Source organism: Roseobacter sp. GAI101, from assembly GCF_000156335.1.
Taxonomy (GTDB): Bacteria; Pseudomonadota; Alphaproteobacteria; order Rhodobacterales; family Rhodobacteraceae; genus Sulfitobacter.
Map to the genome: position 1 here is coordinate 805,803 of NZ_DS999213.1, position 14,618 is coordinate 820,420.

14 protein-coding genes are annotated in these 14,618 nt (G+C 59.6%); 7 read left to right on the forward strand and 7 right to left on the reverse strand.

All coding sequences use genetic code 11. The features are described from left to right. The first annotated feature begins 221 nt into the window (after positions 1–221). Complete coding sequence (rocF, locus tag RGAI101_RS03745) at positions 222–1,142, forward strand: arginase (protein ID WP_037227301.1); 921 nt, start codon at positions 222–224, stop codon at positions 1,140–1,142. Between the two features lie 21 nt (positions 1,143–1,163). After that, a complete protein-coding gene (locus tag RGAI101_RS03750) occupies positions 1,164–2,213 on the forward strand; it encodes an ornithine cyclodeaminase (protein ID WP_008226661.1) in 1,050 nt (349 codons plus the stop codon). Positions 2,214–2,218: 5 nt separating this feature from the next. On the opposite strand, the gene RGAI101_RS03755 is transcribed toward RGAI101_RS03750, so the two are convergent. Beyond that, positions 2,219–3,385: an FAD-dependent monooxygenase gene (locus RGAI101_RS03755; RefSeq protein ID WP_037227304.1), complete on the reverse strand. Its 1,167-nt coding sequence runs from the start codon at positions 3,383–3,385 to the stop codon at positions 2,219–2,221. Between the two features lie 97 nt (positions 3,386–3,482). Continuing rightward, positions 3,483–3,905: an RNA polymerase-binding protein DksA gene (gene dksA, locus RGAI101_RS03760; RefSeq protein ID WP_050763239.1), complete on the reverse strand. Its 423-nt coding sequence runs from the start codon at positions 3,903–3,905 to the stop codon at positions 3,483–3,485. Between the two features lie 160 nt (positions 3,906–4,065). On the opposite strand from dksA, the gene RGAI101_RS03765 reads away from it, so the two are divergent. The 5 genes from RGAI101_RS03765 (at position 4,066) to RGAI101_RS03785 (ending at position 8,720) form a co-directional block, all read left to right on the forward strand. Then, a complete protein-coding gene (locus RGAI101_RS03765) occupies positions 4,066–4,905 on the forward strand; it encodes an AAA family ATPase (RefSeq protein ID WP_008225660.1) in 840 nt (279 codons plus the stop codon). Between the two features lie 245 nt (positions 4,906–5,150). Continuing rightward, positions 5,151–6,548 (forward strand): DUF2927 domain-containing protein, encoded by a 1,398-nt coding sequence (locus RGAI101_RS03770; RefSeq protein ID WP_008229182.1) that lies wholly within the window; start codon positions 5,151–5,153, stop codon positions 6,546–6,548. A gap of 18 nt (positions 6,549–6,566) precedes the next feature. Then, positions 6,567–6,740 (forward strand): hypothetical protein, encoded by a 174-nt coding sequence (locus RGAI101_RS03775; RefSeq protein ID WP_008228015.1) that lies wholly within the window; start codon positions 6,567–6,569, stop codon positions 6,738–6,740. 3 nt (positions 6,741–6,743) lie between these two features. Further along, positions 6,744–7,931: a vWA domain-containing protein gene (locus RGAI101_RS03780; RefSeq protein WP_008225546.1), complete on the forward strand. Its 1,188-nt coding sequence runs from the start codon at positions 6,744–6,746 to the stop codon at positions 7,929–7,931. 105 nt (positions 7,932–8,036) lie between these two features. Beyond that, complete coding sequence (locus tag RGAI101_RS03785) at positions 8,037–8,720, forward strand: M48 family metalloprotease (RefSeq protein ID WP_037227307.1); 684 nt, start codon at positions 8,037–8,039, stop codon at positions 8,718–8,720. A gap of 4 nt (positions 8,721–8,724) precedes the next feature. Here RGAI101_RS03785 and RGAI101_RS03790 read toward each other — a convergent pair whose 3' ends face one another. The 5 genes from RGAI101_RS03790 to RGAI101_RS03810 form a co-directional block, all read right to left on the reverse strand. Then, positions 8,725–9,270 (reverse strand): RSP_2648 family PIN domain-containing protein, encoded by a 546-nt coding sequence (locus RGAI101_RS03790; protein ID WP_037227309.1) that lies wholly within the window; start codon positions 9,268–9,270, stop codon positions 8,725–8,727. Continuing rightward, complete coding sequence (locus RGAI101_RS03795) at positions 9,270–10,496, reverse strand: RSP_2647 family RNA methyltransferase (RefSeq protein ID WP_008228167.1); 1,227 nt, start codon at positions 10,494–10,496, stop codon at positions 9,270–9,272. Before RGAI101_RS03795 ends, RGAI101_RS03790 begins: the two co-directional genes overlap by 1 nt. 38 nt (positions 10,497–10,534) lie before the next feature. Next, positions 10,535–11,206, reverse strand: coding sequence for a DUF6778 family protein (locus RGAI101_RS03800; RefSeq protein ID WP_008228000.1), 672 nt, complete (start codon positions 11,204–11,206; stop codon positions 10,535–10,537). A gap of 161 nt (positions 11,207–11,367) precedes the next feature. Then, on the reverse strand, positions 11,368–11,640 hold the full coding sequence (locus RGAI101_RS03805; protein WP_008226394.1) for a hypothetical protein: 273 nt from the start codon (positions 11,638–11,640) through the stop codon (positions 11,368–11,370). Next, complete coding sequence (locus RGAI101_RS03810) at positions 11,637–14,441, reverse strand: [glutamate--ammonia-ligase] adenylyltransferase (protein ID WP_008229285.1); 2,805 nt, start codon at positions 14,439–14,441, stop codon at positions 11,637–11,639. The genes RGAI101_RS03805 and RGAI101_RS03810 overlap by 4 nt, the downstream gene beginning before the upstream one ends. Positions 14,442–14,618: the final 177 nt, after the last annotated feature.

Sequence of the window (14,618 nt, forward strand, 5' to 3'; positions counted from 1 at the left end):
ACTCTTTCGAATGGCTTTGTGACAGATCAGCCAGAAACCACAGTAAGGCCACTCGTCAGCGCTATTTAAGGATTTGGATTCGTCAAAAGCAATCACTAATCCAAATTGAGAACCATATGTTCCATATCGAACAAACTGCGTCCATTTTGGTCAATTTAGCAAGTTGATCCTGAACGGATCTGCCAGATACATCCACCCAACCCCTTGTTAAGGAAATTTAGATGACACAGCAAAATTGCATTCTACTCGGCGCACCAATGGATAGCGGCAAACGCCGTCTTGGCTGCTTGATGGGCCCTGATGCCTATCGCACCGCAGGTCTGGCAACGGCGCTGACCGATCTGGGACATAGCGTGACAGACCGCGGCAATGTACTGCCTGCGCCCTATACCCCTGGCCAACATCCCAAATTGCACGCCCTTGAAGAAACCATCGCATGGACCCAAAGTCTGGCCGACGCGGCCGAGGCGGCGCTGGCAGACGGGACCCCGATCTTCATGGGGGGCGATCATGCGCTGGCGTCCGGAACCGTATTGGGCGCGATGCGCCACGCGCAGGCGCAGGGACGCCCCTTGTTCGTCCTCTGGCTTGACGCGCATAGCGATTTTCACACACCCGAAAGCACCGATAGCGGAAATTTGCATGGCACGCCGTTGGGCTATGTGACGGGGCGCGAGGGTTTTGATGCGTTTCCCGCGCTTCCTTATGCCCTGCCCCATGACAATATCGCCATCATCGGGCTGCGGTCCGTCGATGCGGCCGAACGCGCGGCCTTGCAGGAAACGACCATTCAGCGGGTCGACATGCGCGAGATTGACGAAACCGGGATCGCGACACCTTTGAATGCGTTCCTCTCAAAGGTCGCCGCAGCTAACGGCATGCTGCATGTGTCCTTGGATGTTGATTTCCTTGATCCTTCGGTCGCTCCGGCCGTGGGTACAACCGTTCCCGGCGGGGCCACCGTCCGCGAGGGACATCTGGTGATGGAAATCCTGCATGACAGCGGCCTGATGACTTCGCTTGATCTGGTCGAGCTCAACCCGTTTCTGGACGAGCGTGGCCGCACGGCGCGGCTGATGGTTGATCTTGCCGCTTCTGCATTTGGCCGGCGGGTGTTCGACCGTCCGACACGCGCCTATTGATCCCCTGAAAGGACCCTGACCATGACCGATCTTTCGCCTTCGTCCAAAGCGCTTGTGCCCTTTGTTTCCGTACACAACATGATGCAACTGATCCATCACATCGGGATCGAACCGATGCTGGTGGAGCTTGGCGACTATATCGAGGCGGATTTTCGGCGGTGGGAACTGTTCGACAAAACCCCCCGTGTTGCCAGCCATTCAGAAAAAGGCGTGATTGAACTGATGCCGACGTCGGATGGTGAGGTCTACGGGTTCAAATATGTCAACGGGCACCCCTCCAACACGGTGGACGGGTTGCAGACGGTCACGGCATTCGGGTTGCTGGCCAATGTCGACAACGGCTATCCGGTGTTGCTGTCCGAGATGACGATCCTGACCGCCCTGCGCACGGCAGCGACGTCTGCGGTCGTGGCCCGGTTGCTGGCACCCAAGGGCGCGCATGTGATGGCGATGATCGGCAATGGCGCGCAGTCCGAATTCCAGACCTTGGCGATGAAGGCGATTGTCGGGATCGACGAGGTGCGTCTTTATGATACGGACCGCGCGGCCACTGCCAAATGCGCGGCGAACCTGGCGGGGTACGGGATCAAGGTCGTGGCCTGTGACACTGCAGAAGAGGCTATTCTGGGCGCGCAGATCGTCACAACCTGCACCGCGGACAAGCAATATGCGACGATCCTGACAGACAACATGGTGGGGGCCGGCATCCACATCAACGCAATCGGCGGTGACTGCCCCGGCAAGACCGAACTGGCCCCCGCGATCCTGCACCGCGCTGGTATCTTTGTGGAATACCCCGAACAGACCCGGATCGAGGGCGAAATTCAACAGCTTGCCCCCGACCACCCCGTGACCGAAATCTGGCAGGTCCTGACCGGCCAGGCCAAAGGCCGCGTCGACGACAAGCAAATCACGCTTTTCGATTCAGTGGGCTTTGCGATCGAAGATTTTTCCGCCCTGCGCTATGTCCGCGACCAGATCACGGGGACCGGGTTCTTTGACTCGCTGGATCTGCTGGCCGACCCCGAAGACCCGCGCGACCTGTTCGGCATGTTGCAGCGGGCCGGTTAGCGCGATTATGGCGTGGTCACGTCATGGTGGTAAAGCCAGTTGAACGCGCCGATCATCGCACCGGGTGCCAGTCTGCTGGCAAGGCGCAGGCCCAGATGGGCCGCAGTGCGCGTCATCCCCGGATGCAGGTGATAGCGCGCGGCATTACCTGCGGCAGTCTTGATCACCCGGCGCACGCGGGCCTCGCGGATTGATTGATAGCGGCGCAATGCCTGATCTATAGGCTGGTTCAGAACGCATGATGCCAGAACCCATGCATCCTCCAACGCCATGTTGGCCCCTTGCGCCAAAAACGGCAGCGTCGGATGGGCCGCATCCCCCAAAAGCGCCACGCCATTTTGTTGCCAGACGGATGCAACAGGATGATGATGCAGCCCCCACAGGGTACAGTGGTCAACGGCGGCGATCATGTCAGCCGCCCGTCCCCCGAATGCACCGAACGCACGTCGCAGGTTGGCGGGATTATCCGCAATGCTCCACCCCTCGGGTGCCCAGGTGTCACGTTCTTCCACTGCGACCAGATTGATCAGCTTGCCGCCCCGCAAAGGATAGCTGACCAGATGGCGCCCGGGCCCCATGGTCACATGCGCTTCGGCAGGATGGTCAAACCGGTTGGGGATCAGCGCGCGCCACGCGACCTGCCCCGAAAATTGGGCCGCATCGTCCCCGTTCAGTGTCGCGCGGGTTTTCGAATGAATGCCACCGGCATCGACGATCAGTTCGGCACGTCGACGGGCATGATCCGCCAACAGCAAGGTCGGCGGCCCACCGGGCACCACCTTTTCCACCTGCGCGCCCAGTTCGACCGACACATTCCCCCGTTTCGCCGCCCCGAACAGGACATCGATCAGATCGGCACGGTGCACGAACATGTAAGGATAATCCGCCTGCCCGCGCATCAGATCAAGGCGCGCGACCTGACGGCCCGCCTTGTAATCGTTCAAAACCACGGCCTGTCCGCGCACGGCACTGCGTTCTTTCAGCTTTGCCTCAAGGCCCATTGCACGCAGGACTGCCATGCCATTGGGGCTGATCTGCAGTCCCGCGCCGACTTCGGATACCACGGGGGCCTGTTCCAGCAAGGTCACCGCCATGCCCCGTCGCGCCAGGGCTGCAGCGGCGGCAAGCCCGCCAATTCCGGCCCCAATCACAATTGCATTGCTGACAGTCATATCCTGCCCCTTATCATCCAAATAAATAACATAAAAAAAGCGCCGGGGCTTTCACCCTGACGCTTTCATAAAATAAAACTCTTAACCGTTCCGTCGATCAATCATCACGGTGTACTTTTTCACGACGCTCGTGACGCTCTTGCGCTTCAAGGCTCATCGTGGCGATGGGACGTGCGTCCAGACGTTTCAACGAAATCGGATCACCCGTCACAGAACAGTAGCCAAATTCGCCTTCGTCGATCCGGCGCAGTGCCGCGTCGATCTTGTTAACCAGTTTGCGCGCACGGTCCCGGGTCCGCAATTCAAGCGCACGGTCGGTCTCTTCCGAGGCGCGATCGTTCACATCCGGGATGTTGCGCGTCCCGTCCTGCAAGCCCTCGATGGTGTCGCGGCTCCCGGCCAAAAGCTCGGCCTTCCACGCCAACAGCTTGCGTCTGAAATATTCGACTTGCCGATCATTCATGAACGGTTCGTCTTCGGCAGGAGTGTAATCGTCCGCCAAAAATACTTCCTGTTTCATATCATTCCCCATAGCGGTCTAAATCCAGTCCTTAAGGTGCACCACCGCCCCCGTTACCTGCGGATCATCTAACGCAGCGTTCCCAGATTGTCACTACACAATGCCCACGTTTTTTGGTTAAGTGGTGCCAAATAGCGCGTCTTATAAGGTTGATAACAAGATGAAATTCCAAGGAACTGATGATTACGTTGCAACGGATGACCTCACCATCGCGGTGAATGCGGCCGTTACGCTGGAACGACCCCTGCTTGTGAAGGGCGAACCGGGCACGGGCAAAACGGAACTTGCGCGCCAAGTGTCGAATGCGCTTGGACTGCCCATGATTGAATGGAATATCAAGTCCACAACCAGGGCGCAGCAAGGCCTGTATGAATACGATGCCGTCAGCCGGTTGCGCGACAGCCAATTGGGCGAAGAACGCGTCCATGATGTCAAGAACTACATCCGCAAGGGCAAGCTGTGGCAGGCCTTTGAGGCCGCGGGAAAGACCGTGCTGCTGATCGACGAGATCGACAAGGCCGACATCGAATTCCCCAACGACCTTCTGCAAGAACTCGATAAGATGGAGTTCTTCGTCTACGAGACCGGCGAGACCATCAAGGCGGTCAATCGGCCCATCGTCATCATCACGTCGAACAATGAAAAGGAACTGCCCGACGCGTTTCTGCGCCGCTGCTTTTTCCACTACATCCGGTTCCCGGAGATGGACACGCTGCGCAAGATCGTCGAAGTGCACCATCCCGGTATCAAGGAAACCCTGCTGACCACCGCCCTGACCCAGTTCTATGAAATCCGCGACCAGCAAGGCTTGAAGAAAAAGCCGTCGACTTCGGAAGTGTTGGATTGGCTCAAATTGCTGCTGGCCGAAGATATGGACGCCGCTGACCTCAAGAAGGACGGCAAGAGCGCGTTGCCCAAGCTGCACGGTGCTCTGCTGAAGAACGAACAGGATGTGCATTTGTTCGAACGGCTGGCCTTTATGGCACGCGCGCAAAAATAACCTTTATGGTATTATCTGGGGGACGTCGGCCCCTTGCACACTTGTGGCGTGCATGACACGCGCGCCACAAGCCTGCCCCAATCATTAACTTTCTTCTCTGTTTTGACATGTTTGCTCCCTAGAAAGGTCCGGATAGAGGGCGAAAAGACCCTGTAAACAGCTCAAAAGGGCAAGGCAGGTAAAATGATTGATATGATTTCAGCACAGTATGTGCGCTGCGTGAGGTTTCTCTTCGCAGAACGGATGTGGGCCAGCAAAGATCCTTCATCGGGTCGACCTACGTGAGGTGGCGTCTGCTTTTCCCGCTGATGTTGGTCGTGAATGCCTGTGTGCCGGCGTCGGACCCCGGCGTCGTGTCGCGTGCAGCATTCGAGACACCAACCTCATCCTTGCCCCCGATGAAAAGCTTTGCGGCACATCACGCATCCCCTGCACCACGGTCGAACAACGACCTGTCCCTTGATTTCATTGAACTGGCGTTCCGTATGGAAAGCGGCAAGGATCTGACCGTTTTCACCCGGTTCGAAGGGCCTGTGACCATCCGTGTCATTGGTGGGCCGCCCCCCACGCTCGGCCCTGATTTGTCCCGGCTGATCGGCCGCCTCCGCTCTGAGGCCAATATCGACATACGCCCGACCACCGCAGCCTCGGCAAACATCACGATCGAGGCTGTCAGCCGCAGCCAGATCCGTCAGGTCCTGCCCCAAGCCGCCTGTTTCGTCGCCCCTAACGTCAGCAGCATCGCGGAATACAAGAAGGTGCGGCGTTCTGCGCAGACCAACTGGTCGCTTTTGAAAACCCGCAGCCGTGTGGCGATTTTCCTGCCCAATGACGCCAGCCCGCAAGAGGTCCGCGATTGCCTGCACGAAGAGGTCGCACAAGCGCTCGGCCCCTTGAACGACCTGTACCGCCTGCCTGATTCCGTCTTTAACGACGACAACGTGCATACGGTCCTGACCGGTTTCGACATGATGATCCTGCGCGCCTATTACGATCCTGCCCTGCGCTCGGGTATGACGCGGGGTCAGGTGGCCAGCGCCCTGCCCGGTATTCTCGCCCGGATCAACCCGCGCGGCACCTCGACCAAGGCGCGCTTTGTCACCCGGACCCCACGCGAATGGAAAACTGCTGTGCAAGGGGCGCTTGGGCCCGGACGCTCTGATGGGCAACGCCAGGATGCGGCCTATAGCGCCATCAAGATCGCACAATCCCTGGGCTGGCAGGACCACCGCCGCGCGTTTGCCCATTACGCCATGGGCCGCGCTTTGCAAGCCGGCGACGCAGAGGCAGCGCACAAGCAATACGAGCTGGCCGATCTGTTCTACGCCCGCAACCTTGGTACCGATCTGCATCGCGCCTATGTCGCAACCCAACTTGGGGCCTACGCAATTTCCAAAGGGGACGGGCCGCAGGCGCTGCGGCTTATTGGCCCACATATCGAAACCGCCCGCAACCGCGAGAACGCCGCCCTGCTCAGCACCCTTCTTTTACTGCGTGCCGAAGCGCTCGAGCTTGAAAACCGCTCAGCCGAGGCACGGATGGTCAGACTGGACAGTATTGGCTGGGCACGGTACGGGTTTGGCTCTGACTGGGCTGTGCGGGCCAAAATGCGCGAAATTGCGTCGCTTAACCCGCTCAAATAACAAGCGAAACGGGCCGATATGATCGTATTAATTTTTGCCTTGATTGGCGCAGTGATAGGCGGTTTCACCGCGTATCGACGCAAGGGAAACCGCAAGGATATGGCGCAATACGCGGCAGGTTTCGGGATGGCCTTTATTATCGTGGGGATGATCCTTACAGTCATCATCGACCGAGTCCTCTCCGGGGTTTAAACGATGTTCCTGCCTTTCTTCGATCAATTGCGCCGCCACAAGGTTCCCGTTTCCATGCGGGAATTCCTGGCCTTTCTGGACGGAATGGCAGCCGGTCTTGCGACCTATGATGTAGACGCCTTCTATTACCTTGCCCGCGTCAGCATGGTGAAGGACGAACGCAACATCGACAAGTTCGACCAGGCCTTTGCCGCAGCGTTTAAAGGCTTGGAAAACATCAGCTTGGACGATGTTCTTGAAGCTGTCGATATTCCCAAGGACTGGCTGGAAAAGATGGCTGAAAAGCATCTTACGGCCGAGGAAAAAGCCGAAATCGAAGCCGCGGGCGGTTTCGACAAGCTGATGGAGACATTGCGCAAACGGCTTGAGGAACAGAAAGGCCGCCATCAGGGCGGCAACAAATGGGTGGGCACGGCGGGCACCTCGCCTTTCGGGGCCTATGGCTACAACCCCGAAGGCGTCCGCGTCGGGCAGGAAGGCTCGCGCCACCAGCGCGCGGTCAAGGTCTGGGACAAGCGCGAATTCAAGAACCTGGATGACACGGTCGAACTGGGTACCCGCAACATCAAAGTCGCCCTGAAGCGCCTGCGCCGTTGGGCCCGCGACGGTGCGCAGGAAGAACTCGATCTGGGTGGCACAATCCGCGCCACGGCAGAGCACGGTTATCTCGATGTTAAAACCCGCCCCGAACGCCGCAACGCTGTAAAGGTACTGTTGTTTCTGGATGTCGGCGGTTCAATGGACCCCCATATCAAAACCGTCGAGGAACTTTTCAGCGCCGCCAAGGCCGAATTCAAACATCTTGAATATTTCTACTTCCACAATTGCCTTTACGAAGGCGTCTGGCGCGACAACCGTCGTCGCTGGGCCGAACAACAATCGACCCATGAAATCCTGCGCACCTATGGCCCCGATTACAAATGCATTTTCGTGGGCGACGCGTCGATGTCGCCCTACGAAATCGCCTATCCCGGCGGTGCCAACGAACATTGGAACCCCGAGGCCGGATCGGTCTGGCTTGGCCGCGCCCGCGAGCAATGGAACAGTAGCCTTTGGATCAACCCGATCCCGGAAAAATACTGGCCCTACACCCAGTCCATCAAGATGGTTCAGGAAATCTTTGGTCAGGATGCGATGGTCCCCATGACCCTCGAAGGCCTCAGCCGGGGCATGAAGGCGCTCACACGCTAGGGTCCAGACCCGCCACCCACAGGTATGGCACCGCACCTTCGCGTCACCCTTTTAAAAATACTCATCCCTCCTTGCCCTCACGCGCTGCTCCTCCATATTAGGGTCATGTTACGTGTCCTCCCCATATTGCTGGCAGTTGCTTACGGCCTCGCCATGTACCGGTTCTCCGCGTGGCGCACGGCCAAGGAGCTGGACGAGAAATCGACCGAACTGATCGACCCCGCCCTGCGCGAAATCAGCAACAAGATGGCTGTCGCTCTCGACGTGCCGCGCATCAAAGTGCACATCTACGAGGTTGCACCGGTCAACGGCCTTGCCGCCCCCGATGGACGTATTTTCATCACCCGTGGGTTCTACAATAAGTTCAAGGCAGGTGAGGTATCGGCCGAGGAACTGGCGAGCGTGATCGCCCATGAATTGGGGCACGTTGCCTTGGGCCATTCACGCCGTCGGATGATCGACTTTTCCGGTCAAAACGCCATGCGCGCAGCGTTGGGCATGATTTTGGGACGGCTAATCCCCGGCGTTGGCATATGGATCGCGAATATGCTGGCCAGCATGCTGGCAGCGCGCCTGTCACGCGCAGATGAATACGAGGCCGATGCCTATGCCGCCGCCCTGCTGACCAAGGCCGGCATCGGGGTCGCACCGCAGATATCTCTGTTCCAAAAGCTCGAGGCATTGACGCAGAACAATCACGGCACCGCGCCCGCCTGGTTGATGAGCCATCCCAAAACCGATGACCGCATTGCGGCACTGACCACCCTGCAAAAACGCTGGGACGTCTAAACGGTTAACCTATCGCTTTCGCAAGACGGTGCAGCCGTGCTTTTTTCAACAGGGCGCGCATCTGCCAGTTCTGCCCGGACAGTCGTTGTGCCTCGGCCAGAACCGATCCTGCGGCACTTTCAATCGCGGCGGCCTGATCCAGCCAGAGCGTATGCAAATAGCTGTCGGGATCGACACGCGCCAATCCTTCTTCAGCCAACGTGCCACGTGGAAAGTCCTTGGCATTCAACGTCATGATCATATCGGCATTGCCGTGAACCGCTGCTGCGAGAACGTGAATATCGTTTTCGTCGGGCAAATAAAGCCGTTGCTCGATCCCCGGGCTGGGGCTTACCTCGGCACGGGGCCACGCGGCACGCAGCAGGGCAATTTCGGCCCGCGCCTGCGCTTCGCCTGTCGGGCCGATCTTGATGGCCGCGCGCGCCCATTCTTCCAGAATGCGCGCGGACCACAGCGGCTCGAACGCGCCCAAGCGGGCCGCCGCCAGAACCATTTCGCGCATTACTGTCGGGTAAAGAACGCAGGCGTCGATCAGTATGCGAGCCGCCATTAAAGCCTGAAGAAGAGTGACTTGAGATATCCGGTTTCCGCCAGCTGTGGCAGTTGCGGGTGGTCTGGTCCGGCAAAGCCCGTGTGCAGCATCGCCGCACGCCGCCCTGCCCGCCCGACGCCACGAACCGAAGCCGTGCGAAACTGCGTCAGGTCTGCAGCGTGCGAACACGAACACAAACCAAGAATGCCGTTTTCCGCGACCAATGGGGCCGCGAGACGCGCCAGCCGCTCGTATGCGCGCAATCCTGCTTCAAGCGCGGGTTTGCCCGGTGCGAATGCTGGCGGATCACAGATCACCACATCGAATTCCGCGCCCTCGGCGCGCAGGGTTGTCAGCAAATCAAAGGCATCGCCTTGACGGGTCGCGAATTTTTCGCTGACGCCCATCGCGGCCGCACCCTCGGCAGCCAAGGCCAAGGCAGGCGCTGATCCGTCGACCGCCAGAACCGACGCGGCACCGTTGGCCAAAGCAGCCAGTCCAAAGCCGCCGACATGAGAGAATACGTCAAGCACCCGCTTGCCCTTGCACAGATTGGCGGCGAAGGCGTGGTTGGGACGTTGGTCATAGAAAATACCGGTCTTCTGGCCGCCGGTCAGGTCGGCCATATAGGTCGCCCCGTTCATCGGCACAGGAATCGCGCTGGCAGGCGCTTCGCCTTGCAGCACGGTGCTGACATCATCCAGCCCCTCAAGCGTGCGGGTCCGGCCTGCTGCATTTTTCAAGACGTGCTTGATGCCGGTCACCGCCACCAAAGCTGCGACAAGCGCATCAATATGGACATCGGCCCAGGCCGCGTTGGGCTGGATTACAGCCGTATCGCCAAAACGGTCGATCACAACGCCGGGCAAACCATCGGCTTCGGCATGGATCAAACGATAGAACGGCGCATCATACAGCTGTTCGCGCAGTTGCAGCGCACGCGCGATGTGGGCGGCAAACCAATCCACATCAATCACAGCTTCAGAATTCTGATCCAGCATCCGGCAAAAGATTTTGGACAGCGGATTGACCGCCACAACGCCCATCACCTGGCGCGCGCTGTCTTCGAGAATGGCCAGACTGCCGGGGGCCAAGCCCTTGGTCCGGCGGTCAACGACCATTTCATTGGCGTAAACCCACGGAAACCCGTGACGAATGGCACGGGCATTGGCCTTTGGTATCAGGCGTACCACTGGCAGGGCTGCGGGATCAGTCGGGGCGGATGCATAAGGGGGCGTTGTCATAACGCCCCCTCTAGTCGGTTTGAATGGATTGGGAAAGCTCAGAGTTTGTTCAGCGCCTGAAACATCCCCAAATTCGCGTTCTGATAGCCGCCGGGCTTGATCATCTCCTGACGGAAGACCTCTGCAAGGTGGGCCGTGATCCGGACTTTCTGGGTTTCGCCCCGGCGGTCCGCCTCGATTGCCTGCTGGCCGCCGAACCCGTCAAGATCGGCTTTGACGACTTGCGGTTGCGCCATCGGCAGGCCTGTGCGGGGATCGCGGACCGTCAGGCGGAAGGTGATCGAATGAACGCCACCAACGCTATAACGGGCCTTTTCTGTCAGCGCATGAAAACGCAAGACTTCGACGTCGAGCAGAACCGGAATTTCACCATCCGCATTTTGCGCGCTTTGCTGCAAGGCGGCTTCGAAAATCGCTTTGATCTGTGCATGGCGGTTCCCGATGGGATCACCGCGCCAGACGATATCGCCCGAAGGGTAATAGCGGTTCGCCTCGGAAACTTTCAAACTGTCAGGCACGACCACATTGATTTCCGAAATGCGCAAGGACGGCGCTGCGACGGCCGCAAACGACTGATCTGGTTCGGCTTGCAGCATCATCTTGGGGGCCGAGGGATCAAGCGTGGCGTTTCGGCTGGCGATGTCAGAGGTTGCACAGCCAGATACAAATACACCAAGCGTCAGGGCGGCAATCAGTTTCAAAGTTCTCATCGGTTTCTCCTGACGCCGGGCATCGGCATATGGTTAACGTTCGAGAGGTTTTTGACGTCGAATTGCGGCACCTTTGCGGCGGGAATGAAGAGGGCTTGGGACATTATCGGGGTTTTTACACGTGCCCGTGTCTTAATTTGCGCGCCCGCAGCGGGTCCCGGCTAATTGCGCGTCCGGCTTTTCCAGCCCCCGCGGCGGCGCGGGGCGGCCATGCCTTTCAGGCCTTCCTCCATCACTTCGGTCATCGGATGGGTCGGCGCGTCTGTCCCATATTTCTGCAACATCTGGCGGATGGACGGGCCCGTGCTTGTGTCCAAGGGCAAGCTTAACGCCCAATCCAGAAAGATGCTGCGACATTCGGATTTGCTGATCCCGTCAATCCGGTAGGCTTCGTAAATCAAACCTTTGGGATCGTTTGCATCGCCCTTTTTCATCTGCTCTCCCTTGCCGGATCATCGCCATAGTCTGCCAAGGCCCGGTTGATCGTGTCCCCTGCCTGTTCGTAGGTCTGTGCCAAATGCGTCTCAAGACCGCTCAAACTGTCGCAGCCCAGCGATTTAACCAGAAACGCCGCTGCCGCCTGCCCCAGCGTGTCACTGCGCAAGACCGACGCCGACAAAAGCCGCGTCGCAGATTGCAGGGACCAACAGGTGTCATAGGCTGCTTTCAAGAAAGCTGTCTCGTCGGGCGTGATTACAGCAGTGTCGCAGGCGGCCGTCAGGCCAGACGCGATGTCCCGCGCGGTCTCGCCCTTAAGCAGCGCACCGGCCTGGGCCAGCAGTTCAATGTCCTGCAACCGTCCGGGGCCGTTCTTGGCATCCCACAGCCCGTCCGCAGCCTTGGCCGCGGCCAGCCGTGTGCGCATCTCGGCAACCTCATGCAATATCTCGCTGCGGTTCCGCGCGCGGCTCAGGACCCGGGTGCGCAGGTCTTCGACGTCGCCAGCCAGATCGGCGGGCCCTGCGACCACATCCGCGCGGGTCAGCGCCAGATGCTCCCACACCCATGCAGCGCCCATCTGGTAGCTTTCAAAGCTGGCCAGACTGGTGGCAACCGGTCCTTGGTTGCCCGAAGGGCGCAGCCGCATGTCAACCTCGTACAGTCTGCCCTGCGCCATGGGGGCGGTCATCGCGGTGATCATCGCCTGTGTCAGCCGCGCGTAATATAGCCTTGAGGCAAGCGGCCTTTGCCCGTCCGATTGTTCCACCCCGTCGGGATCGTAAATCACGATCATATCCAGATCAGAGGTCGCGGTCAGCCGCCCTGCCCCAAGCGACCCCATGCCCACAAGCACGGCGCCGCGCCCCGGTGCCGCCCCGTGACGGCGCGCGAATTCATCGCCAACCACCGGCCAAAGCCCCTGCAAGACGGCACGGGCCAGATCGGCATATTGCGCCCCTGCAGTTCTGGCATCGATCAGCCCTCGCAGATGATGGACGCCGACACGGAAATGCCAGTCATGCGCCCAACGGCGGGTCGCGTCCAGACGGGTCTCGTAATCCGTCTCGGCCTGCAAAACCTGTGAAAGAGCCTGGGCCAACGCTGTCTGCCCGGGCCAGTCGCTGAAGAAATCCCCCCCGAGGACAGCGTCCAGCACCCCCGCATGGCGCGACAGATACTCCGCCAACGCAGGCGACGTGCTGACGATGTCAATCAGCAGATCAGAAAGCTGCGGGTTGATCTTGAGCAGTGAAAACAGTTGTACGCCAGCAGGCAGCCCCGCCAGAAACCCGTCAAAGGCGCGCAGGGCTTCGTCCGGTTTGTCCGCCTGCGCCAGTCGCGCCAGTAGGCCGGGTTTGAGTTCGGCAAACAGATCAGCGGCCCGCGGGCTGCGCAGCGCCGGATAGCTGAGCCAGCGATCAAGCGTTGCCGTATCGAAGACATGATCCGGTGTTGCGGGCACCTGCGCGTCCGATCCGGCAAAGAATCCTTCGGTCAGGTGGTGTACCTCGGCCAGCCTTTGGCGCAGGTCCTTTTGCAAAACGGTCACGTCCAGATCCATCATCGCGGCCAATCTGGCAAAGCCTTCTTCCGTATTGGGCAAATTATGCGTCTGCGCATCCCGGATCATTTGCACCCGGTGTTCGACGGTCCGGTGCGCGCGGTAATGGTTGGTCAGGGTTTCTGCCACCTCGGCCGTGACCCAGCCCTTGTCGGCCAGCACAGCCAGCCCTTCGCAGGTGCCGCGCAGACGCAGATCAGGGTCCCGCCCGCCCGCGATCAGTTGGCGGGTCTGGGTGAAAAACTCGATCTCGCGGATGCCACCGCGCCCCAGCTTCATGTTATGCCCTGCCAGTTCGATCGGGCCGCCAAGCCCTTTGTGTTCGCGGATCGCGAGGCGCATGTCATGGGCATCCTGGATCGCTGCGAAATCAAGATGTCGCCGCCAAACAAACGGGCGCAAGGTGGTCAGGAACCGGTCGCCGGCCGCAAGCTCGCCCGCAGCGGGGCGCGCCTTGATATAGGCGGCGCGTTCCCAGGTACGGCCAAGGCTTTCGTAATAGTGTTCGGCTGCCTCCATCGCCATGCAAACCGGTGTGACGCCGGGGTCGGGCCGCAAACGCAGATCGGTGCGAAAGACATATCCCTCGCCTGTCAGATCGTTTAGCGTCCCGCTCATCGCGCGGGTGGCACGGACGAAGGCAGTGCGCGCATCGTGGAAATCGTCAGGATCAAAACGGGTTTCATCGAACAGGCAGATCAGGTCGATATCCGACGAATAGTTCAGCTCGCGCGCACCCATCTTTCCCATTGCCAGAACGACCATCCCGGCCCCGGTGGCGGCATCCTCAAGGGTCATTCCCGGCAGTTTCCCGCGTTTGATCTGCGCCTGCAGCCCTGCCACCAACGCGGCCTGACATGCCGCATCGGCGAAACCCGAGAGCGCGCCGGTGACCTGTTCCAGCGACCAGACACCTGCCAGATCGGCCAGTCCCGTAATCAGGGCGACGCGCCGCTTGCCCTGCCGCAGATGGCTGGACAGTTGATCGGGGGCGACATCGCCAGCCCCGGCAATCACGGCCTGCACCGCTTTGGCAGGGTCATCGAACGCGGCCTCGCACCACGCGGCTTCTTTGTGCATCAATCCCAGCAGATAGGGCGACACCGATCCGGCACCAGCGACCAGCGCACCTAGTTCGGGGGGCAAATCGGGCATCAGGGCGCGTGCATCATGCGCCTGTTCGGACTGGAAAATCCGGGGCACGCGGGTGATCTGGCTGATAAACGAAGTCATTCCCTAGCATTCGCTGGTTCAGCACGCGGGGTCAATGGGGCCAGAGGGTCGAGAGAGATCAACGCGATCTTAAAAAATCGCCTCAATGTAAAAAAGATTCACATCAACCCTTGCGCCAGCCCTGATCAATCCCAATCTAACGTAATGTGAAAGGGATTTACATCATCTCTCACAGCA